Genomic DNA, 18,827 nt, shown 5'->3' on the forward strand with positions numbered 1-18,827 from the left:
AGCATAATAGATCCTTTCTTTATGTTTTGAAAATATGTGGTAGTATTTTCCATTTTCATGTGTAGATCAGTGGTGCCAGCCACTGACTTTTTTAATTTAAATTAAATAAATTATAGAAAGTGTCTTCATCTATGATTTCAATATCTTGACCCTCTAATTTATATTTTTCAGCTTTTTTGTGTTTACTTGATTTTCCATCTTTGATGGATGAACAATAATCATTATTTCCTAATATTAAATAATTAGTTTTTTTAGTAACTGAATTATCAAGTATTCCTCCAACATTAACAACAAGTTGCATTGCATCTTTTCTAATCATTTTTTCAAGTTTGCCAGTAAAGACACAATGTTTATTGTAAAAGAAATTGTCTTCATCAATTTCAATATTATCTGGTTTAATGGCATGTATATCTATATTTTTGCTAGAATAATTTTTTTTAGCAAATATATCATTGATTTCTAAACCATTATTTTTCATTTTTTCTTTAATACAGTCATAAAGTTCTTTAGTACATAAGCAATCACTCATAGAGCGATGTTCATTTCTAGAAATTTCTAAATAATTAGACATATCAGTTAATCTATGATGACTTAATTCTTTAAATAGCTTTCTACAAAATTGTAATGTATCAATATATTCATTTTTTAACTCTTCGTTAAATCCCTTTTGTAAGAAAGAAACATCAAAAGAGATATTATGACCTACTAGTACATCGTTACCTATGAAATTAAGTACTTCTTTCTTTAAATCTATAATTTTTGGTTTACCTTTTAACATTTCGTTTGTAATTCCAGTAATAGAAGTAATGTATTCATTAATAAGAAATCCTGGATTGATTAAACTATTATACTTGTCAACGATTTTGTTTTCTTTTACTTTAATAATTCCTATTTCGATAATACTATCATAATTTGGTGAAAGCCCAGTAGTTTCTAAATCTAATACACAGTAATTGTCTATTATTTTTCTAACATATTTCATATTTTTCTCCATTCATAATCATCTAAATAATTTTAACTATTTTAAATTTTTCTTGTCTTGTGATAAAAATCTAGCAAATTCTATTAGTTTGATTGTAGCTTCTGTATTTAAAGTGTTCTTAATCATATATGATAATTCTTCATTTATAGGATATGATGTTGTTTTTACGTTTCCGTTATAATTTAAACCAGTTACTAAATAATCAATAGAAACTGAAAAGATAATTGAAAGCTCTTTTAATACAGTGATAGGGATAGCTCTTTTTCCTGCTTCATATTTTTGTAATGTTGATCGTTCAATTCCTAATGAGGAAGCTAAGTCTAATTGGGATTTATTTAAATTTAAACGACATTTTTTGATTCTTTGACCTATTTCAATATATTCATTATTTTCTTTAGAATAATCTGGAACATCATTATTTTCATCATCTAAATCCCAGTCCATTAAATATGATGGAGTTGTATTTAAAACTTTTGAAAATTTGACTACTTTAGATTGTGATACATCATTTTTTCCAAGTTCTATCTTATTTATTGTTGATTTGGAAGTATATCCCATTGCAGTTGCAAGTTCTTGTTGTGACATTCCCAATTCAATTCTTCGTTGCTTTATTCTATCTCCTATGCCCATTTCAAACACCTCCTTTATAAGATTATACTAACATGTGGTGGCTAAATATTCAACTTTAATTGAAAAGTGTTTCAAATATAGTTGACATATAGTCTACTTAGATGTACTATGTTTGTGAGGTAGATAAATTAGCTACTAAAATGGAGGTGATAAAATGACAGATACATTAGAAATTAAAAAGATTATTAGAATGAAAGGTTTTACTTTAGACACACTCTCGAAAAAAATAGGGATTTCGCGCACTTCATTAAGTTATAAAATCAATAATATAGTTGAATTCAATGCACAAGAAATAAAACATATTCAAAAGATTTTAGAACTTTCCAATGAGCAAAGGGATCATATTTTTTTTGCGGAAGCGGTAGATAAATAATCTACTCAAAAAATACTACCACTAAAAATAAAAAAGGAGACACGTGAAAATGGAAAATACTACCACAAATAATTTATATCCAAAAAGATACATGTCAATTAAGGAACTTGTTCCATATGGTTTTACTGAACATCAATTGAAACAGTTTTTAAAAATAAAAGGGTTTCCTGCATATAAAGCGCCGGGAAAGACTTCTAAATGGCATATAGATACAACTAAGCTAGACAGTTGGTTAATGAGAAGATTTGGAACAAAGGGGGATTCATAAAATGAAAGTTATAAAAAATAGACGAACTATTTGGATTATTAGGTTTGACAGATGCTTTTTAGATCTTCTAAGAACTGAAAATTTGAAAGATTATTTTAGCGGAAAGTTAGATGCATACGTTGAAATCATGTACCTTCAAAACATTATCAGCAAAGAAGAATATCAATATTTATTTAACGCTATTCAGGAAGCAAGAACATTAGATTTGTCACTAAAAATGGAAGAAATCTTAAATAAAGTTTAATAAAAATATTTTCTCAGCTGAAAGGAACTTGTCATTAAATGCCATTTACTAGTATTTGTTTGTACGTATGTGTTTCATTTGTTGAACTTCCCTCAGATGGCAGGTTCCTCTCAGTTGAGAAACTTCAATATTAACATTGAAAGGAGAATACATATGGTTCTGTTGGTTTCGTTTATAGCTAATATAGTTCAGTTTATAGCTAATATAGTTCAAGTAATTATAATCATGTTTTTAATAAAAAATTACAAAAAATTAGAAGAAATGTGGTTTCAATTAACGAATAAAGTAATTGCTTTAAAGTATCAAGTTAGAGAAATGCATATTGAAAAGAAACGCATTTTAAAAGAAATGGATGAACTAAAAAATGAAAATAGTAATTTCATGGTTGAAAAATAGAAGAATTAAAGAAATGAAAATTGAAACACTTTCTTCTAGAGGATTGATCACAATCATAGTTGTTCTTTTGATTTTTGCAAAATTGCTAACAATGATAGCTGATGCGCTATTGTCAATCATTTTCTAAATATAACAGATAGTTCTTATCTGTTAGCAATCATAGAGACTCTTACTACAATCGATACACAAGTCCCTTTACAAAAATTCTATGATTGCTAAGAGGTAATAACCTCTGAAAAGCTATTATCAATCATTCTCATACCTCCAAATTTGCAAAATGATTTTGATTACAAACATAAAAAGAGAAAAATACGATGTTTTTAAGTGATAAATACGTTTTGATAATAGCTTTTTATTTTTTTGAAAGGAGAGAAAATATATGGATACTGAAAAATACTGCAGTCCAGTAGCAACTCAATTGTTTCTTGATTTGTCATCAATCGAATCAAAAGATGGGCAAAGAGATACATACAATGATTTTCTAAATATTTATGTATTGAAAAACATTAAAAATTTTGAAAATGCGGGTGTATGTGATGATTTTGATACATTGGCTGCGCATTATTATTTGAGTGATGTAATGATTTTTGGAAAGCTATGTGCGATTTTGAATAAGCAAGAAAATAAAAGAAAAGTGCTTTTGGAAGCGAATGAACTCATAAAAGGTGAGATGTATCAAGAAAGCAAGGATTTCATAGATAAATATTTTCAATAAAAAAAGAAACCATCAACCAATGGTCAATGGCATCTAGAAATTATATTAACCTAACACAATTATTATAGCATATTTCTATAAAAAAAGTAGATATATTCTATTAAAAATATAGTTTCTATGATGCCTTGTATCTCTTGTAATGCGTCCTAACAAGTCGACGAAAAAGAAATACACAGATAAAGAATATGACTATGAATCCTTGTATGATACACCTATCAATCAGCTAGAAGAAAAGGAAATAGAAAATCTTCTAAGGACAAACAGCATTGATCATCATTATGTTGCTAAAACAATAAGTGCTGGAAATATGTTTGAGGTTGAACTTTATCCAATTTTCAATAAAAAGGATTTTCAAGAATTCAAGGTAAAAAGAAAATCAAGGAAAGCGCAGAAAAATCTAAATGATAGAAATTCAAGAAAGCAATTCATTAGATTGATTAATTCCAACTTCACTAAAGATGATTACATTATGCATTTGACTTATTCAAATGAAAATCTTCCACCAAGCATTGAAGATGCTGAAAAGGAAGTTTACAAGTTGATTAGAAAAATCAACTATAGAAGAAAGAAAAAGAAGCTTCAAAATGCCAAATATATCTATGTGACGGAGTATGATCTTCAAAAGAAAATTAGGGTTCATCATCATTTGATTATTGATGGAGGTATCGATAGAAAAGTGATGAAGGACTTATGGACAAATGGAATAAGAACAAAAGTCGAAGAACTTGAACCAGATGAATATGAACTGTCTGGTCTTGCTAATTATTTGTCAAAAGATCCAAAAGGAAAAAAGAGGTGGAAATCCTCGAAAGGTCTTAAAAAGCCAAAAGAAAGAAAAAGCTATACTTCTTTTTCTAAGAAGAAGATTAGAAATATGATTGCTGATGATACAAATGTATCAGTTTATATGAATAGCAATTATAAATCTAAAACCTATCTTGATCATGAAATCCGCTATAACAAAGTCAATCATATGTACTACATCTATGTACGTATGAGAAAGAAAGACTTTACTGAAAAAAAGAACGTAAGGAGAAACATCTGAGATGAAAATAAAATTGACAAAATCGATGCTTAAATCATACATAGATGAATTTATTGAAGATGAAGTTATGGATGAAAAAGCATCATCTACTTATAACAAGTATAGAAAAGTCGTAAGTGATTTTGTTGATTTTTTCGATAAGGAAGATGTAGCAAAAAGTGATTTGATTTCTTACAAGAAAAAAATAGTAGAAAACTTTTCTACTAAAACAGTCAATAACTACATCATCATTATCAATAAGTTTGTTAAATATGTAGAACTCAATAAAAAAGGAGAATACAACTCTACAAAAGCAAAAACATATGTAAGTGACTATCGTTTGAAAGTTATCAAAGAGCAGGAAAAGACATCGATTGAAAATGTCATCAAACCAGAAGAATTTAAACGTATGCTATCAAAGGCTAAAAAGACTGGAAATATGGAAACTTACATGATCATGAAGATATTTGGATACACCGGTATTCGTGTATCAGAACTTAAATATTACACAGTTGAAAATATCAAAGAGAGCAAATCAAAAAAATATGTAACTGTATTCAACAAAGGAAAGGAACGTAGTGTTCCTATGCGAGGAGATTTGAGAAGAGAGCTACTTGCATATGCCAAAGATAAAAAGATTGAATCTGGTACGTTATTTCCATCAGAAAAAAAGAATGATGGTTCAATGATAACAGAAAGAACAGTCGAAAGAAGAATTTTAAAGATATGTGGAATGTGCCGAGGTATTGATTTAGCAAAGGCACATCCGCATTCATTCAGACATATGTTTTCTATACAATTTTTAAAAGCCGGTGGCAACTCAACAGAGCTTGCTAGGATTTTAGGACATTCAGATATTAAAACGACTGAAATATATGCGAATACTTCTGTAGAGGAAAAGAAAAAGAATGTTGAAAGAATCAAATATTAAAGAGGTGATGGAAATGAAAACATTAAAAGAATTTTTGGAAGCTTTTCAAAATGAAAATTACAAAATCAGTATTGTTAACAGTAATAGAGTTTCTAGTGATGAAGATTATGTATTAATCACTACGGATAAGAAATATAAGGACTGTATAAAAGACAAAATCTTAAATTCAACTGTAAGTGGCTTTGCTATCAATGATTATGATGAAAGATTAGTTATAGAAGTCAAAATATAGAAATGAGGTAAAAAAATGATTATTGAAGTAAAAACAGTAGAGATACTTGCTAAACAAAAGATGCAGTTTGAAGCAACAACTGTAGTAAAAGAAGAAAAACTAATTAAGTTTATGACTGGTTTTAAAAATAGTTTAAAAGAGACCAGAAATGATGGCTATATCAAAGAAGTAGCTTTGCATTTAGGAGTGGATGAAAACAGTAATCTTATCCTACGTGAGTATGCAAAAGTAATACTCAATCCATTGTTTATGCATTCTAATGAAAAAATAGAAGAAATCATACAGGAAATGAAAAAAGTAGAAGAAAAAATAGAAAAAGTTTTTTGATAGCAAAATCTCTTGAAACCCTTGCTACATAAGGGTTTAGAGAGGTTTAAGTGATGTCGTATAATTATAGGTTATACGTCATGGCTATATAGGTGTTTGAGGAGGTCAAATATGCAAAAAACATACAAAAGAGCCATCTTTGAATGCATCGATTATGAGGACATGAAAGAAATATTTAGAAAGAATTATGCTGATAAATATAGATTGATAAGCTATAGACTTACAAGAATAAACGAAGTATCACATAGGGCAATCTTAATAATGCATCAAAAGAAGGTGAAATAATGGGAGTATATGGATATAAAGGATTTGATACAAATCTTAGATGTAGAAATATGCAGTTTGAGGTTGGTAAGACCTACGAAACCGAAGGGGATCCTAAAACTGCTAAAAACGGTATGCATTTTTGCATGGAGCCATTTGGAGTCTTACAATATTATCCTAAAAATCAAGGAAACCGCTATTGCATTGTAGAAGCACTTGGATTGCTTTCTACTGATGATCGATTAGATACAAGAGCTTCAACAAATAGATTAAGAATAGTCAAGGAGATAACTGAAGATGAATTGTTCGTCATTCAAAAAAAATATAGAGATGAATTGGACAAAAAAATAAGGAGGGGCATAGATGAGTTTCAAACAACAACTAGAAAATAGCAATGATTCAATGATTGTAATGATTAAAGACTATCTTTTATCGAGAAATGATATAAGTAGCTTGCTAGAAAAAGAAAATAAGAACATTGATGACATGATGCTTTTTATCAGTCATGAGCTCTATGTGAAGTATTTGGAAGGAAAAAGCAATCAACGTATGACATGTGTTGGTGGTCCAGATGAAGAATTATATGGAATAGTAATTCATTATCTTGATGAAGATAACATTGATATGGATGCAATTAAAAAGAAAATGGAAAACATCATGCTAATGCATCCTAGTAATGCAAATGATGATGAAAAAGAAAACAGTAAAATGCAGCTTTTACAAATGCAATGTGATGAGTATAAACAAGAAATTGAAAAGATGAAACAGGAAACAAAGCCAAAGAGAACAGCTAAAAAGAAAAAATCAAAGGTAAATGACATGCAACTAGGTTTTGATCTATGAAAGTAACAAAAAAAGAAGTCGTTGATGAACTGATTAAGATACCTGAGTATAGAAATATTGATTATCTGATCAAAGAAGGAAATAAACAGGCAAAAAGAGATAAATGGAATAAGCTGATTAGATTAGATGATCATACATATTTCTGTACGAACTGTAATTCAACGCACCAGGATAAAAAAATCAAAATAAATGAGTATAAGAAATGTCCTGTTTGTAAATCAAAGTCTCAAGTTTATAGAAAGAATAGAAATTTAATGGATTATTGCTGCTTTTTAACAATTACAACCTTGAATAAAAGAAATGAGCTTATTTTAAGAACGTTTTCATTTAAAAAAATGTACAATAAAAAGCTTTTAAAAATCAATCATGAAGTTTTAGAAGTATTTCGATGGAATTTAGACAAGAATTTATCGGTTAAAAGATACGCTAACTGCAATAACTATGTTGTTTCATTTAAATATAATGAAAAAGATCGATGGAAAGAATTAACAGATGCCTATATATGGAAAGAAAAGGTCCCAAAAGCAGGTTACTTTATTGGAAGCAATGTAAAAAAATGTATAGAAAAATCAAAATATAGGTATGCAAATATTTTAGAAATATCAAAAAGATGGTATTTAGAAAATTACATTTTTATTTATGACATATTTCCTGAAATAGAAATGATTTACAAGATGGGAATGACAAAATACTTTAGACATATCATGCGGTATATGAAAAGAAACGATGTCAATGATGTAAGAAAGTTTTTAAAAGAAAATAAAAAATTTTTTAGAGTATGGTCAAAAATCAACCCTGATAAGTATGAAATGCAGATGATGGTTGATTTAGATACTTTTGATATAGAGTATGCAAGAGATGCATTGAAAGTTGGATATAGAAAAAGCAAAAATCTTTATGCAAATGACAAAAAAACAATTCAATATCTAAAAAAACAAAAAAGAAACTTTTCTTTTTGGCTGGATTACATTGATTTTCTTGAAAAACTCCATGTGAAAATAGATAAAAGCAAACTGTTTCCAAAGGATTTAAAAAAAGAACATGACAAGATGTTTAATAATCTTGAAGTCCTTGACAACAAAGAGTATGAGCAGGAAATCATTGATTTTGAAAACATGATAAGACCGTACAATTATGAAAATTATGATTACGTTATTAGAGCTGCAAGAACTGTTGAGGAATTAGTGAATGAATCAAGCCAAATGAATCATTGTGTTAGAAATTACATTCCTAAAATTGCGGCACATCAATCTGCAGTATTCTTTGTTAGAAAACAGGAAGAAAAAGAAAAATCACTGGTTACTGTTGAAATAGATCCAGTTAATAAGATTCTTTTGCAGGCTAGAGGATATGACAATAAAGAACCAACCACAGTTGAAATGTCTTTTATCAATGATTGGTGTCATAAAAGAATAATAGATAACTCTATGCTTACAAATACACTTTAGGAGGTGCATTATGAACTATCAAGAATTTTTGGAATCAAAAAAGAAGATAAAAGAAACAGATGGAATTGATATTGAATTGGATGATCTAAATCCTGTTTTATTCGATTATCAAAAAGCTATTGTTAAAAAAGCACTCAAAAAGAAAAGATTTGCACTTTTTGAAGCATGTGGAATGGGAAAAACATTGCAGCAATTAGAATGGGCACATAAGGTAAACAAAGAAACGAATATGCCTGTTCTTATCCTCGCCCCTTTAGGTGTAACAGTTCAAACCGCATATGAGGAAGCTCCACTGCTAGGTTATGAAGTAAAAGTATTGAGAGATGATTTTTCGATTGATAACGGACTTTATATTACAAATTATGAGCAATTGGATAATATTGATACAAATTTATTTGCTGGTATCGTCTTAGATGAATCAAGTGTTTTAAAAAACTTCACAGGCAAAACAAGAGTACAACTGACAAATGCTTTTAAAAATACAAAATATCGTCTTTGTTGTACAGCAACTCCAGCACCAAATGATTTAATGGAATTATTGAATCATGCGGATTTTCTAGGAATCATGACAACTGCACAGGCACTGGCAACTTATTTTATCAATGATATGAAAACTGGTTCATATCGTTTAAAAGGACACGCTACAAAGGATTTTTATAAATGGTGCTGTAATTGGTCGATCAATATAGAAAGTCCTAAGGATTTGGGATATGAAGCGGATTATTATGTGCTTCCTAAATTGATTGAACAAAACATCATGATTGATATTGATGTCATCGATGATGATTTTGAACATGGATTATTTAGAGAAATAGGAACATCAGCTACATCTTTTCACAAAGAAAAGAATAGAACAGCTGATGTGAGAGCTAAAAAATGTGCTGAAATAGCAATGAAAGATAATGAACAGTATTTAATCTGGTGTGATACAAATTTAGAAGCGGATCTATTAAAAAAATACATTCCAGAAGCAGTTGAGGTTAGAGGTAGTGATAAACCACAAAGAAAAGAAAGATGCGCTTTAAATTTCAAAAATGGAAAAATAAGAGTTTTGATCTCAAAACCTAAAATCTTTGGTTACGGAATGAACTTCCAAAAATGTCATAATGTTATCTTTTGTGGATTGACTTATTCTTATGAAAATTATCATCAGGCATTGAGAAGAATTTATAGATTTGGACAAAAACAAGATGTCTATTCTTATATCGTATTAGGAACAACTGAAATGCATATTTTAGAAACGGTAAATAAAAAGAAAGAACTGCAACATAATCTCAAAAATCAAATGGATATGTCAGTTCAAGAAATACAATTATTAAATTTTGAAGGAAAAGAGGTGAATGAGGTGTTTCAACTACAGAAGATTGAAATACCGAACTTTCTATGAGTTACAAATTATACAATGATGATTGCGTAAATGTATGTAGACAGTTGCCAGATGATTGTATCGATTTAACAATCACATCGATTCCATTTGCTAACCTTTATACTTACAGTGATGATCCTAGAGATTTTAGCAATGTAAAAGATTTAAATGAATTCTTCCAACAAATGGATTACTTGATCCCAGAACTTTATAGAATAACGAGACCGGGGCGCATTATTGCTTTACACGTGATGCAGATTCCAACTTTCAAAGGAAGAGATGGAGCAATGGGCTTGATAGATTTTAGAGGAATGACCATCAAAGCTTTTCAAAAGCATGGATGGACTTATCACGGAGAAATCACAGTATTTAAGGATCCTCAAATTGAAGCTACTAGAACTAAATCAGCATCTATCTTGTGGAACTCTTATAAGAAGTTTGCTGAAATCACACGTACGGGAATGCCGGATTACGTTATATTGATGCAAAAACATGAGCGAGAAGATGAATGGGTTCATGTAATACACGAAAATATCGATGATGAGTTTCATCAATGGACACGTTTAGCTAGTCCTTGCTGGGGAATTGGTAAAGAATCACCTAAAGTATCAAAAACAAATGTCTTAAACACTAAAATTGCCAAGGAAGAAAAAGATGAAAAGCACATGACACCACTTCAACTTGATTTGATTGAACATCTTATTAAATGGTATTCAAATGAAAAAGAAACAGTATTTGATCCATTTGGCGGAGTTATGTCAGTTCCTTATTCAGCAGTTAAATAGAAATGGAATAGGTTGTGAAATCAAAGAAAGTTATTTTAAAACGGGATTGAATTTTATTAAAAACTTAGAGCGCTCTTTAAATCAACCTACATTATTTGAATTATGAAAGCTATCTGGATAAATAACATTCTTTATAAACATCAAGATAAAGTAATGAATCATTATAATCTAGAACCTGCAGAAGAATATGTAAAAAAAGTCTTTCCAGATGCGGTATACATGGAAAGAAGATAAAAAGAGACGTGGATATGAGCAGGTGAGTTTATTTTGACAAATGATATTAAAAAGGAAATAGAAAAAGAGCCAACAAAAAGAGAAAAGCTAGAAGATTTCTTAATCAATTGGACAAAGGAAAAACACTTACCTTTAGTGTATGAAAATAAAAAACTCAAAAATGAAGTAGAACGTCAAAAAGAATTGTTCAATCATCAAAAAATCGAACTTGATTATCAAGAAACTAGATATAAGCAATGTGACAATGAAAGATTGCGATATCGTGAGATGGCAGTGGAATATAGAGAAGATAATAAACGTTTAAGACAAGAACTATTTTTATTAAGAAAGGAGCTAAAAAATGACAAATAAGAAAAAGATCATGATGAAAGCATTGATTGTAGCAGTTATGTTTTTTGGATGTTTGCTTTTATTGACGGGTAGAGTTGCTAATATTCTAGCTATTCTATTGTGTCTAGGCTGCATTGAATTTCTTTTATTGAATCAACTCTATAATGAATTTTCTAGCAAAGGTAAAAAGAAATGAATTATCTGATGTTAGATAAAGATGATATTACAAAGTCATATGGAAAGATTTCAAAAAAAGAATTGTTAAAAGAATTGGGTTTTAAAGAATATCAGTTAGTTAGCTTTTTAAATAATCAAGGTATTTTTAGAGAAAAATACATCCTAGTAGAAGATGATGAAAAGGATGGCATATTGATAGGAGAAGTAACTGGAAAAAAAGCCAGAAAATATTATGCAACACGCGAAGGAAGAGTGTGCTGAACTCATTCAAGCAATCAATAAGTGTTTACGTTATCCAAACAAGGAAGAATGTAAAAATAATTTAATTGAAGAAATATGTGACGTAGAAATCATGCTGTTTCAGTTGAAAGAAATGTTCGGCATTACAAATGAAGCAGTTGAAAGCTGTAAAATTTTAAAAGCTAAGAGAGAAAAGAAAAGATTAGAGGAAGTAAAAAAATGAAATTATTATTATGTGTTCTATTGGCTTTGATAATCAATAAATTATTTCTCTAGGAGGGGAAGAAGATGATTATAGTAGATAACATTGCAGAATATGAAACATTATCAACTATCAAGAACTTTTGTAAAAATCATGATGAATGTAAAGGGTGTTTATACAACTTTATGTGCAGCTTTTTTAATAAAGATATTGTACCAGAAAAATGGGAAATCAAATTGGAATTAAAAAAAGACGATTCTAAAAAAACACAAGATATAGATATTACTAAACAAATACAAGAGAAGATATCAGATAAGCTAGTTGATGAAAAGTATGATCATATGACTAGTAATGAAATATCACAATCAATTATGAAAAATTCATTAAAAAAACAGTAAAAAGTTTTTTAAAAGTAAAATCTCTTGAAACCCTTACTACATAAGGGTTTAGAGAGGTTTAAATGATGTCGTATAATAATAGGTTATACGTCATAGTTATATAGGCGATGTAAGGAGAAAAAATATGAAATTTGAATTAGATTTACTGGAAACAATAGCCTATAACGTATTAGAAGAAAATGAAATATTTTCAAATGTATGGGAACTATCAATTATGAAAAATAAAGGCTATTTTCAAAATGTAAGTGATGATATGACTTTAAAAGAAGCAATTACTGTATATAGAAAATTATTAAATATTAAATAGTTATGAGGTGGTTAGATGTTTGATTATATGGGTGATGATGAAATAATATGCAAAGCTATAGAAAAAGCTATACCAAAAAAACCATTAACAGTTTTTGCCGATAGTATTACTCTAGATGGTTCAATTGTTGGAAGAACAGCGTTAGTGTGTCCTTCTTGTAATTCATTTTTACTAGAAAGACAAAACTATTGTACAAAATGTGGACAAGTACTAGATTGGAAAGAAATTAAAGGAGATTATTAAAATGGAAAATTTAAATATTAAAGGAAAATTAAGAGAAATGTTTACAATGCAAAAAGATTTGAATGAAAACATTTTAAAAGAATTCGGTGAAGATAGCATGACAGAAGAAAAATTAGAGTTAGCTATTATCGACGAATTAGGGGAGTTAACTCATGAATGTAAAGGAGCTTGGTGCTGGTGGAAAAAAACACAACCACCTGTCAATCGTCAAAGAGTATTAGAAGAATTGGTTGATGTTTATCATTTCGTAATGACATGGGAACTTTACCAAAGTGATAATGATATAGATTTTATTATTAAAGAGTATGGCTATTATATCATTCGATTTGGAATGGGTGTAACAGGTGTGTTAGGCAACTTTATCGGTGCTGTAGCAAGTAATTTTGAAAAGCTAAATGATCTTTTAGATTTAACTGAAATGTTAGGATTTTCATTCGATGAAATATATCAAGAATATCTTAACAAAAACAAAATCAATTACGAACGACTTAAGAATGGGTATTGATCATGACAGCACAAGAAATGTTTGAAAAATTAGGATTTGAAGAAATATGTCATGATGATCGTGAAATCATTTATTTCATGCACATCAATGATGTCAAAGTTAGGGAAGTTGAATTTGATTTGCAAAATAAAACTTTTTACTGTATGTGTTCAGATATAGTTATGGAAGTTGATATGGAACTTTTAAAAGCAATAAATCAGCAATGTAAGGAATTGGGGTGGTTAGATGAAACAGTATTGTAGATATTGTGCTAACTGTACTTATGGTGATGGTGCTTATTGTGGCATGAAAAAGAAAGTAATGAGAGATAGCACAATTAGATCAACAAATAATTGCAAAGATTTTGAATTTAATGAAATAGATGTCTTTAATTTTGATAAGACATACAAGCCAAGAAAAAAGAAAAATTATGAACAATTGGGGTGGTTAGATGATTAAGCCACTAACACCTCAATTTAGAAGTGATATTCTAGAAAGCCTTAATAAACAATTAGAAGAACTTAATAGTTGTGAAAACAACTCTTATGTAGTTTTACAAAAAAATGCAATTAATAAATTTAAAAAATTAATCAAGTCATTGCCTGATGGTTATCCAATTCCAGTTGAGAGGAGAAATGGAAGATGAATAAATATCAAGAAGCATTAAAGATAATGTGTAGCGACTGTAATCAAGTTCGTTATTGTATATGTAATGGATTTAATGAAAATTGTAATTCATATGCTCCGTTAAAAGAATTAGTAGAAAAAGCAATACCAGCAAAGCCAATCCATGAAGAAGTACAAAGCAAAATCAATGAACTTTATGGTCATGAGTTTTGGTTTTGCTCCAAATGTAAAAAACTTGTAATGGCAAAAGATGACTACTGTGTAAATTGCGGACAAGCGATTGATTGGAGAGTTGAAGATGAAAATAATAAATAAAGATGATTGTTTGCAATCTCTCAATAATATCAAAATGTATGGTGGAATTAATATTCCGTTATCTGCATTTGATACTTTTGATAGATTAATTGAAGAACATTTCAGTCCTCAATCTCTTAAGTTTGAAGAACTTCATGAAAATATGTGGGTTTATGATGTAAAAAATAAATGTTGTATTTATATTGAAGAATTTACTGTTGATAATCAAATGATGATTATTAGATATCCAATGAGCAATAGAGATTCGAACTGTGAATGGTGTAATTTTGAAGAAAATAGATATTATCCAATCCAAATTCCAATCATAAAGGAGCAATAGAAATGTATTCTATATGTGGATCAGTAGCAAATAAATATCACTATTGTGATGTTTTCTGGGTGGATTTAAATAACAAATGCACAGGATATTATCAGCACAAGCAAAGTGGGTTGAGACCATGTATTATTGTAAGTAATGATTTTAATAATTCTTTTTGTGATTTAGTGACAATCATTCCAGTTACTACTAAAAAGGATAATTTACCACAACATAGAAGTATAATGTTGCGAGGTAGAAAAAATTATATCTTACCAGAGCAGATAACAACCATTCCAAAAAAATGGCTGAAAGAGAAAATGTGTCATTTAAATGATGCAAATATTCAAGAAGTAAAGATGTCAATGAAGATACAATATAATTTATAAGAGGTAAGTCTATGGATATTAAAGAACAAATGAAAGAAATCATGGATGCATCTGTTACATGTGATAAATGCAATCATGAATTTGTAATAAAGGAAGAATCGATAATGAAAGAAAAGATGGAAGTAAAAGGATTGAAGTTTGATCTAATTTATTTCTATTGTCCTTCATGCAAAAAAATATATCGTGCTTCCATTCAAGATAGAAAGTATTATCTTCTAGTTGAAGAGCTTGATAAAGCAAGAAAACAAGTTAGAGATAACTTTGGAACGTTTGATACAACCAAAGCTAATAAATTAAATAAAAAGCTAAAAAAGAAATCTAATGCATTAAAAAATCATGTATTAGAAATGAATGATAAGTTTTCTGGTGAATTTGCTTTCTTTGTTGATAACAAAGGAAATAGGACTATTGAGTATATCGAAAATGATGACATCAATTAGAAGTGAAAGGAGTAGCATATGAAAGAATCTAAATATCAAGTGTTGAATTGGAAAAGATGGAAAGCAACTGCAATTCTATTAAAAGAAACAAAAAAAGAGTTGGAAAATACTACACAAGCTATATCATATTCAAATGAATTACCAGGAGGTTCACACAAGACAATTTATGAAAAATATAATAAGCTTATTGAAAATCTTGATAAATATGACGAACATATAAAAATGTATGATACTGTTGTCGACTTTTTAGAAGAGTCTATTACTAAATTACTAAACGAAAAGCAAAGGGAAGTAATTATAATATATTCTAACTATCCTAATAACAGTATTGAAAGAATAAATGAAGCTGTTAAAAAAGGATATTCACAAGCAACTTTTTATAGAATTGCTGATGAAGCATTTGATATTTTAGATGAGGTTTTAGCTTTAAAAAATAGGGATGTAGAAAAGATTTTAAAAGCTGAAAAAGAAAATTGATAATTATTTGATAATTTTTTTAAGGAAAAATGTGTTATTATGGTAATGTGGTTTAAATGAAAACAACATCAATGCTTTGTCTTGAAAGCAAAGAGATAGATTATGTCTATCTCTTTTTCTTTACAAAAAAAGGAGGTAGATATTATGTATCATGGAATTCAAAAGAAAATAGTGACTGATGAATGGCTGATCAAAGAAACAAAAGTCAAAGCACAAAATAAAGATTATATTTATGGTTATGAATATAATGGAGTCTTTTATCAATTGGATATGTTTCCAGAAAACATAAACCAATCATTACAGGAACTAAAAGACAAAGGATATAAGAATATCTATTACAATAAAGTGGATGAAGAAAAGAAGAACGCTAGAAGAAGTAAAGCAGCTAGTCAATGATGGTGATGTACATGCATTCTATGTATCACGTGAGTGGAAAGATAAACGCATAGAGATACTTAATAGAGATCATTATGAATGTCAAAGATGCAAAGGTAATTATGTTGTTGAATCAAAACCAATAAAGAGAATTAAAATCAAACGTGCAAAGTATGTACATCACATCATACCGATGAAAGATTGTTTTGAATTAGCATTGGATGATGATAACCTAGTAAGTCTTTGCTTTGAATGTCATGAGATAGTTGAAGGTAGAGATGGAACTTGGAAAAAATTCAAGTATAAAAAGAAATTGACTAAAGAAATGTGGTAATTCAGTATACCCCCCCGTCAAATTCTCATGCGAATTTGAAACACGGAGAACGGGCATGTGGTCCTAACTTTTCAGAAATATTCGCGCGTGCGTGATAACGGGTGGTTGATTAGAAAAAATATTGAAAGGGGTGTTGTTATGACAAAAAAAGAAATCAAGGATGACTTGCTTGAACAGTTGGAAGCTCAAGGTAAGTATCAAAATTACTATCTTGATTTGATTGAAGATTATATGAAATATTATGATCTTAAACGAAAATGCCAACAGGACATCAGAAAAAAAGGATTGCGATATACAGTTACATCCGGAAATGGATTTAAAAGCGAAAAGCCTAATGAATCCGTGCAAAATTTAATGAAAATAACAACAACTATGTTGAAAATCCTTGATGAATTAGGTTTACAAAATCCAATCAACACCTCTGATAATTCGGATGATGATTACTATTGATTGAATGTCAAGAAATCAATGATTATATCGACTATGTAAAAAAGAATCCAGATAAGATAAACAAAGAAAGAAAACTGCTAATAAAGAACATCATTATGCCTACATTGGCTAGAAATGATGTTTTTTTTGATGAAAAAACATATCAAAATTGTTTAAAATATTGCGAAAATAACTATTATCCTTTGTTTCCATATCAAAAATTCATATATGCTTTTGTATTTATGTATGTCGATGATGTCCCACTTTTCACAACAATCATTATATTGATGGGACGTGGAAATGGGAAAGATGGTTTTATCATGCCACTGATGAATTTTTTTCAGACACCATTATACGGAATTAAAAATTATCACATTGATATCATCGCAAATAATGAACAGCAAGCAAAAGACAGTTTCAATGTTGTTTATGAAATGTTAGATGCTCAATGGAATAAATTTAGAAGTAAATTCTATAAAACAAAAGAGCTTATTAAAAATAGAAAGACAAGAGCTGAGTTACGTTATAATACTTCTAACGCTAAGACGAAGGATGGTAAGAAATCGGGAGCTATTCTTTTTAATGAATATCATGGGTATGAAAATTATGATCAGATAAAAGTATTTAATTCTCAATTAGGAAAAATAAAGCATGCAAGAAAATTTATTATTACTACAAATGGGAATGTTAGAGATGGTCCTTTGGATGATTTAATTCAACTATGCAATGATATATTAAAAACAGGAGAAAATGATTTAGGTTATTTTCCCTTTTTTTGTAAAATTAATTCAAAAGAGCAAGCTAATGATCCTAAATATTTTGTTTTAGCAAATCCATCGATGGAATTTCTTCCAGATTTAAAAATACAAATTTTAAGAGATTTTAAAGAAGCACAAAAATTACCATCGATGATGACAGAATTTTTAACTAAGAGAATGAATCTACCTGCGAGAAATGAAGAAATAACAGTAGCCAAATGGGAAGATATTTTAAGAGCTTGTTATAGTGATGTAGAAAATAAGATAGAAAGAGCGATTCCAGATGATATAAACTATCATCCTTGCATTATAGGAATTGACTATGCAGATATCCGAGATTTTGCATCTGCTGGCTTGCTTTTTAAAATAGATGGTGTTTACGTTTGGAGACAAAAGACATGGATTTGCAGGAACAGTCCTTACTTTGAATCGATAAAATTTCCATTGGAACAAAATATCGGTTTGGAAGGATTTGATGATTATGAAATAGTCAACTCAGAAAGTTTAAGTATAAATGCGATTGTCGAATGGTGTATTGAACAAATGCAAAAATACAATGTGGTTAAAATCATCATGGATACGTATAGATTTAAGTTGTTTAGAGAAGTATTTGAACGAAAAGGGATTATTATAGAAGATAAGAAAAATCCAGCTGGACTTGTAAGAATGATTAGAAATCAAGGTGCAATCAATACATATGTAGCTCCTCTAATCGAAAAAGCATTTGTAGATGGAAATATTAACTTTGGAAACAGTGCCATAATGCGATGGTATACCAATAATACCGCTGTGAAAATGGACAAGTATGGAAATAAATCATATGGAAAAATAGAACCAAAACTAAGAAAAAATGATGGTTTTATGGCTTTTGTATGTAGTATTTCTGCAGAAGATATGTTAGATGAAACGATTATTTATATATAGAAAAAATGAGGAGGTGAATCA

General features: G+C 29.1%; 36 protein-coding genes. 34 read left to right on the plus strand and 2 right to left on the minus strand.

Translation table 11 applies throughout. The annotated features are described in order from the left end of the window. Window positions 1-91 precede the first annotated feature (91 nt). On the minus strand, window positions 92-982 hold the full coding sequence (locus Fi14EGH31_RS05905) for an exonuclease domain-containing protein (RefSeq protein WP_230308162.1): 891 nt from the start codon (window positions 980-982) through the stop codon (window positions 92-94). Window positions 983-1,018: 36 nt separating this feature from the next. Beyond that, window positions 1,019-1,612: a helix-turn-helix domain-containing protein gene (locus tag Fi14EGH31_RS05910; RefSeq protein ID WP_158570195.1), complete on the minus strand. Its 594-nt coding sequence runs from the start codon at window positions 1,610-1,612 to the stop codon at window positions 1,019-1,021. A 154-nt stretch (window positions 1,613-1,766) separates the two neighbouring features. Here Fi14EGH31_RS05910 and Fi14EGH31_RS05915 point away from each other — a divergent pair, with 154 nt between their 5' ends. The 34 genes from Fi14EGH31_RS05915 to Fi14EGH31_RS06080 all read left to right on the plus strand — a co-directional run bounded on the left by Fi14EGH31_RS05915 (window position 1,767) and on the right by Fi14EGH31_RS06080 (window position 18,806). After that, the gene (locus Fi14EGH31_RS05915) at window positions 1,767-1,985 is read left to right on the plus strand and encodes a DUF739 family protein (protein ID WP_118470302.1); all 219 of its coding nucleotides are present in this window, start codon (window positions 1,767-1,769) and stop codon (window positions 1,983-1,985) included. Between the two features lie 49 nt (window positions 1,986-2,034). After that, window positions 2,035-2,253: a hypothetical protein gene (locus Fi14EGH31_RS05920; protein ID WP_118470301.1), complete on the plus strand. Its 219-nt coding sequence runs from the start codon at window positions 2,035-2,037 to the stop codon at window positions 2,251-2,253. A 1-nt stretch (window position 2,254) separates the two neighbouring features. Next, the gene (locus Fi14EGH31_RS05925) at window positions 2,255-2,497 is read left to right on the plus strand and encodes a hypothetical protein (RefSeq protein WP_118470300.1); all 243 of its coding nucleotides are present in this window, start codon (window positions 2,255-2,257) and stop codon (window positions 2,495-2,497) included. A gap of 225 nt (window positions 2,498-2,722) precedes the next feature. After that, a complete protein-coding gene (locus tag Fi14EGH31_RS05930; RefSeq protein ID WP_200765239.1) occupies window positions 2,723-2,893 on the plus strand; it encodes a cell division protein FtsL in 171 nt (56 codons plus the stop codon). Between the two features lie 379 nt (window positions 2,894-3,272). After that, the gene (locus Fi14EGH31_RS05935) at window positions 3,273-3,608 is read left to right on the plus strand and encodes a hypothetical protein (protein WP_118470298.1); all 336 of its coding nucleotides are present in this window, start codon (window positions 3,273-3,275) and stop codon (window positions 3,606-3,608) included. A 139-nt stretch (window positions 3,609-3,747) separates the two neighbouring features. After that, window positions 3,748-4,653 (plus strand): rolling circle replication-associated protein, encoded by a 906-nt coding sequence (locus Fi14EGH31_RS05940; protein WP_118470297.1) that lies wholly within the window; start codon window positions 3,748-3,750, stop codon window positions 4,651-4,653. A 1-nt stretch (window position 4,654) separates the two neighbouring features. Then, window positions 4,655-5,563 (plus strand): tyrosine-type recombinase/integrase, encoded by a 909-nt coding sequence (locus Fi14EGH31_RS05945; protein ID WP_200765240.1) that lies wholly within the window; start codon window positions 4,655-4,657, stop codon window positions 5,561-5,563. Further along, entirely contained in the window at window positions 5,541-5,795 is a 255-nt protein-coding gene (locus Fi14EGH31_RS05950) for a hypothetical protein (RefSeq protein WP_117347083.1), read from the plus strand. The genes Fi14EGH31_RS05945 and Fi14EGH31_RS05950 overlap by 23 nt, the downstream gene beginning before the upstream one ends. A gap of 15 nt (window positions 5,796-5,810) precedes the next feature. Continuing rightward, window positions 5,811-6,122 (plus strand): hypothetical protein, encoded by a 312-nt coding sequence (locus Fi14EGH31_RS05955; RefSeq protein ID WP_117347082.1) that lies wholly within the window; start codon window positions 5,811-5,813, stop codon window positions 6,120-6,122. A 284-nt stretch (window positions 6,123-6,406) separates the two neighbouring features. Beyond that, the gene (locus Fi14EGH31_RS05960; RefSeq protein ID WP_117814246.1) at window positions 6,407-6,778 is read left to right on the plus strand and encodes a DUF7666 domain-containing protein; all 372 of its coding nucleotides are present in this window, start codon (window positions 6,407-6,409) and stop codon (window positions 6,776-6,778) included. Then, the gene (locus tag Fi14EGH31_RS05965; protein ID WP_200765241.1) at window positions 6,750-7,229 is read left to right on the plus strand and encodes a Cas9 inhibitor AcrIIA9 family protein; all 480 of its coding nucleotides are present in this window, start codon (window positions 6,750-6,752) and stop codon (window positions 7,227-7,229) included. The genes Fi14EGH31_RS05960 and Fi14EGH31_RS05965 overlap by 29 nt, the downstream gene beginning before the upstream one ends. Further along, on the plus strand, window positions 7,226-8,677 hold the full coding sequence (locus Fi14EGH31_RS05970) for a PcfJ domain-containing protein (RefSeq protein WP_200765242.1): 1,452 nt from the start codon (window positions 7,226-7,228) through the stop codon (window positions 8,675-8,677). Before Fi14EGH31_RS05965 ends, Fi14EGH31_RS05970 begins: the two co-directional genes overlap by 4 nt. A 10-nt stretch (window positions 8,678-8,687) precedes the next feature. After that, window positions 8,688-10,064, plus strand: a complete 1,377-nt coding sequence (locus Fi14EGH31_RS05975; RefSeq protein WP_117814252.1) for a helicase-related protein — start codon at window positions 8,688-8,690, stop codon at window positions 10,062-10,064. After that, on the plus strand, window positions 10,061-10,828 hold the full coding sequence (locus tag Fi14EGH31_RS05980) for a DNA methyltransferase (RefSeq protein ID WP_200765243.1): 768 nt from the start codon (window positions 10,061-10,063) through the stop codon (window positions 10,826-10,828). The genes Fi14EGH31_RS05975 and Fi14EGH31_RS05980 overlap by 4 nt, the downstream gene beginning before the upstream one ends. A gap of 267 nt (window positions 10,829-11,095) precedes the next feature. Further along, entirely contained in the window at window positions 11,096-11,413 is a 318-nt protein-coding gene (locus Fi14EGH31_RS05985; RefSeq protein WP_195947095.1) for an immunoglobulin domain-containing family protein, read from the plus strand. Beyond that, window positions 11,403-11,588 (plus strand): hypothetical protein, encoded by a 186-nt coding sequence (locus Fi14EGH31_RS05990; protein ID WP_117814256.1) that lies wholly within the window; start codon window positions 11,403-11,405, stop codon window positions 11,586-11,588. Before Fi14EGH31_RS05985 ends, Fi14EGH31_RS05990 begins: the two co-directional genes overlap by 11 nt. Then, window positions 11,585-11,830 carry a hypothetical protein gene (locus Fi14EGH31_RS05995; protein ID WP_117814258.1) on the plus strand — a complete coding sequence of 82 codons (246 nt, stop codon included), beginning with the start codon at window positions 11,585-11,587 and terminating at the stop codon, window positions 11,828-11,830. Before Fi14EGH31_RS05990 ends, Fi14EGH31_RS05995 begins: the two co-directional genes overlap by 4 nt. Continuing rightward, window positions 11,802-12,032: a nucleoside triphosphate pyrophosphohydrolase family protein gene (locus tag Fi14EGH31_RS06000; RefSeq protein WP_117814260.1), complete on the plus strand. Its 231-nt coding sequence runs from the start codon at window positions 11,802-11,804 to the stop codon at window positions 12,030-12,032. Before Fi14EGH31_RS05995 ends, Fi14EGH31_RS06000 begins: the two co-directional genes overlap by 29 nt. Before the next feature lie 65 nt (window positions 12,033-12,097). Then, the gene (locus Fi14EGH31_RS06005) at window positions 12,098-12,409 is read left to right on the plus strand and encodes a hypothetical protein (protein WP_117814262.1); all 312 of its coding nucleotides are present in this window, start codon (window positions 12,098-12,100) and stop codon (window positions 12,407-12,409) included. A gap of 124 nt (window positions 12,410-12,533) precedes the next feature. Next, window positions 12,534-12,716 carry a hypothetical protein gene (locus Fi14EGH31_RS06010; protein ID WP_117813452.1) on the plus strand — a complete coding sequence of 61 codons (183 nt, stop codon included), beginning with the start codon at window positions 12,534-12,536 and terminating at the stop codon, window positions 12,714-12,716. 15 nt (window positions 12,717-12,731) lie between these two features. Further along, window positions 12,732-12,959: a hypothetical protein gene (locus Fi14EGH31_RS06015; RefSeq protein ID WP_200765244.1), complete on the plus strand. Its 228-nt coding sequence runs from the start codon at window positions 12,732-12,734 to the stop codon at window positions 12,957-12,959. 1 nt (window position 12,960) lies between these two features. After that, the gene (locus Fi14EGH31_RS06020) at window positions 12,961-13,464 is read left to right on the plus strand and encodes a dUTP diphosphatase (RefSeq protein ID WP_117813448.1); all 504 of its coding nucleotides are present in this window, start codon (window positions 12,961-12,963) and stop codon (window positions 13,462-13,464) included. A 2-nt stretch (window positions 13,465-13,466) separates the two neighbouring features. Further along, window positions 13,467-13,706: a hypothetical protein gene (locus Fi14EGH31_RS06025; RefSeq protein WP_117813446.1), complete on the plus strand. Its 240-nt coding sequence runs from the start codon at window positions 13,467-13,469 to the stop codon at window positions 13,704-13,706. Beyond that, the gene (locus Fi14EGH31_RS06030) at window positions 13,690-13,902 is read left to right on the plus strand and encodes a hypothetical protein (RefSeq protein WP_117813444.1); all 213 of its coding nucleotides are present in this window, start codon (window positions 13,690-13,692) and stop codon (window positions 13,900-13,902) included. Before Fi14EGH31_RS06025 ends, Fi14EGH31_RS06030 begins: the two co-directional genes overlap by 17 nt. Next, window positions 13,895-14,089 carry a hypothetical protein gene (locus Fi14EGH31_RS06035; protein ID WP_117813442.1) on the plus strand — a complete coding sequence of 65 codons (195 nt, stop codon included), beginning with the start codon at window positions 13,895-13,897 and terminating at the stop codon, window positions 14,087-14,089. The genes Fi14EGH31_RS06030 and Fi14EGH31_RS06035 overlap by 8 nt, the downstream gene beginning before the upstream one ends. Continuing rightward, window positions 14,086-14,385 carry an SH2 domain-containing protein gene (locus Fi14EGH31_RS06040; RefSeq protein ID WP_117813440.1) on the plus strand — a complete coding sequence of 100 codons (300 nt, stop codon included), beginning with the start codon at window positions 14,086-14,088 and terminating at the stop codon, window positions 14,383-14,385. The genes Fi14EGH31_RS06035 and Fi14EGH31_RS06040 overlap by 4 nt, the downstream gene beginning before the upstream one ends. After that, window positions 14,369-14,704 (plus strand): hypothetical protein, encoded by a 336-nt coding sequence (locus Fi14EGH31_RS06045; RefSeq protein WP_117813438.1) that lies wholly within the window; start codon window positions 14,369-14,371, stop codon window positions 14,702-14,704. The genes Fi14EGH31_RS06040 and Fi14EGH31_RS06045 overlap by 17 nt, the downstream gene beginning before the upstream one ends. A gap of 2 nt (window positions 14,705-14,706) precedes the next feature. Further along, entirely contained in the window at window positions 14,707-15,069 is a 363-nt protein-coding gene (locus Fi14EGH31_RS06050; protein WP_117813436.1) for a type II toxin-antitoxin system PemK/MazF family toxin, read from the plus strand. 11 nt (window positions 15,070-15,080) lie between these two features. Then, window positions 15,081-15,509 carry a hypothetical protein gene (locus Fi14EGH31_RS06055; protein WP_117813434.1) on the plus strand — a complete coding sequence of 143 codons (429 nt, stop codon included), beginning with the start codon at window positions 15,081-15,083 and terminating at the stop codon, window positions 15,507-15,509. 18 nt (window positions 15,510-15,527) lie between these two features. Further along, window positions 15,528-15,986: a hypothetical protein gene (locus Fi14EGH31_RS06060; RefSeq protein ID WP_117347058.1), complete on the plus strand. Its 459-nt coding sequence runs from the start codon at window positions 15,528-15,530 to the stop codon at window positions 15,984-15,986. A gap of 144 nt (window positions 15,987-16,130) precedes the next feature. Continuing rightward, on the plus strand, window positions 16,131-16,382 hold the full coding sequence (locus Fi14EGH31_RS06065; RefSeq protein WP_117347057.1) for a hypothetical protein: 252 nt from the start codon (window positions 16,131-16,133) through the stop codon (window positions 16,380-16,382). Next, window positions 16,336-16,695 carry an HNH endonuclease gene (locus tag Fi14EGH31_RS06070; RefSeq protein WP_117347056.1) on the plus strand — a complete coding sequence of 120 codons (360 nt, stop codon included), beginning with the start codon at window positions 16,336-16,338 and terminating at the stop codon, window positions 16,693-16,695. The genes Fi14EGH31_RS06065 and Fi14EGH31_RS06070 overlap by 47 nt, the downstream gene beginning before the upstream one ends. Window positions 16,696-16,800: 105 nt before the next feature. After that, window positions 16,801-17,145: a P27 family phage terminase small subunit gene (locus tag Fi14EGH31_RS06075; RefSeq protein ID WP_234697834.1), complete on the plus strand. Its 345-nt coding sequence runs from the start codon at window positions 16,801-16,803 to the stop codon at window positions 17,143-17,145. Next, window positions 17,142-18,806: a terminase large subunit domain-containing protein gene (locus Fi14EGH31_RS06080; protein WP_234697835.1), complete on the plus strand. Its 1,665-nt coding sequence runs from the start codon at window positions 17,142-17,144 to the stop codon at window positions 18,804-18,806. Before Fi14EGH31_RS06075 ends, Fi14EGH31_RS06080 begins: the two co-directional genes overlap by 4 nt. The last annotated feature ends 21 nt before the right edge of the window (window positions 18,807-18,827 follow it).

Source organism: Faecalibacillus intestinalis, from assembly GCF_015097455.1.
GTDB lineage: Bacteria > Bacillota_I > Bacilli_A > Erysipelotrichales > Coprobacillaceae > Faecalibacillus > Faecalibacillus intestinalis.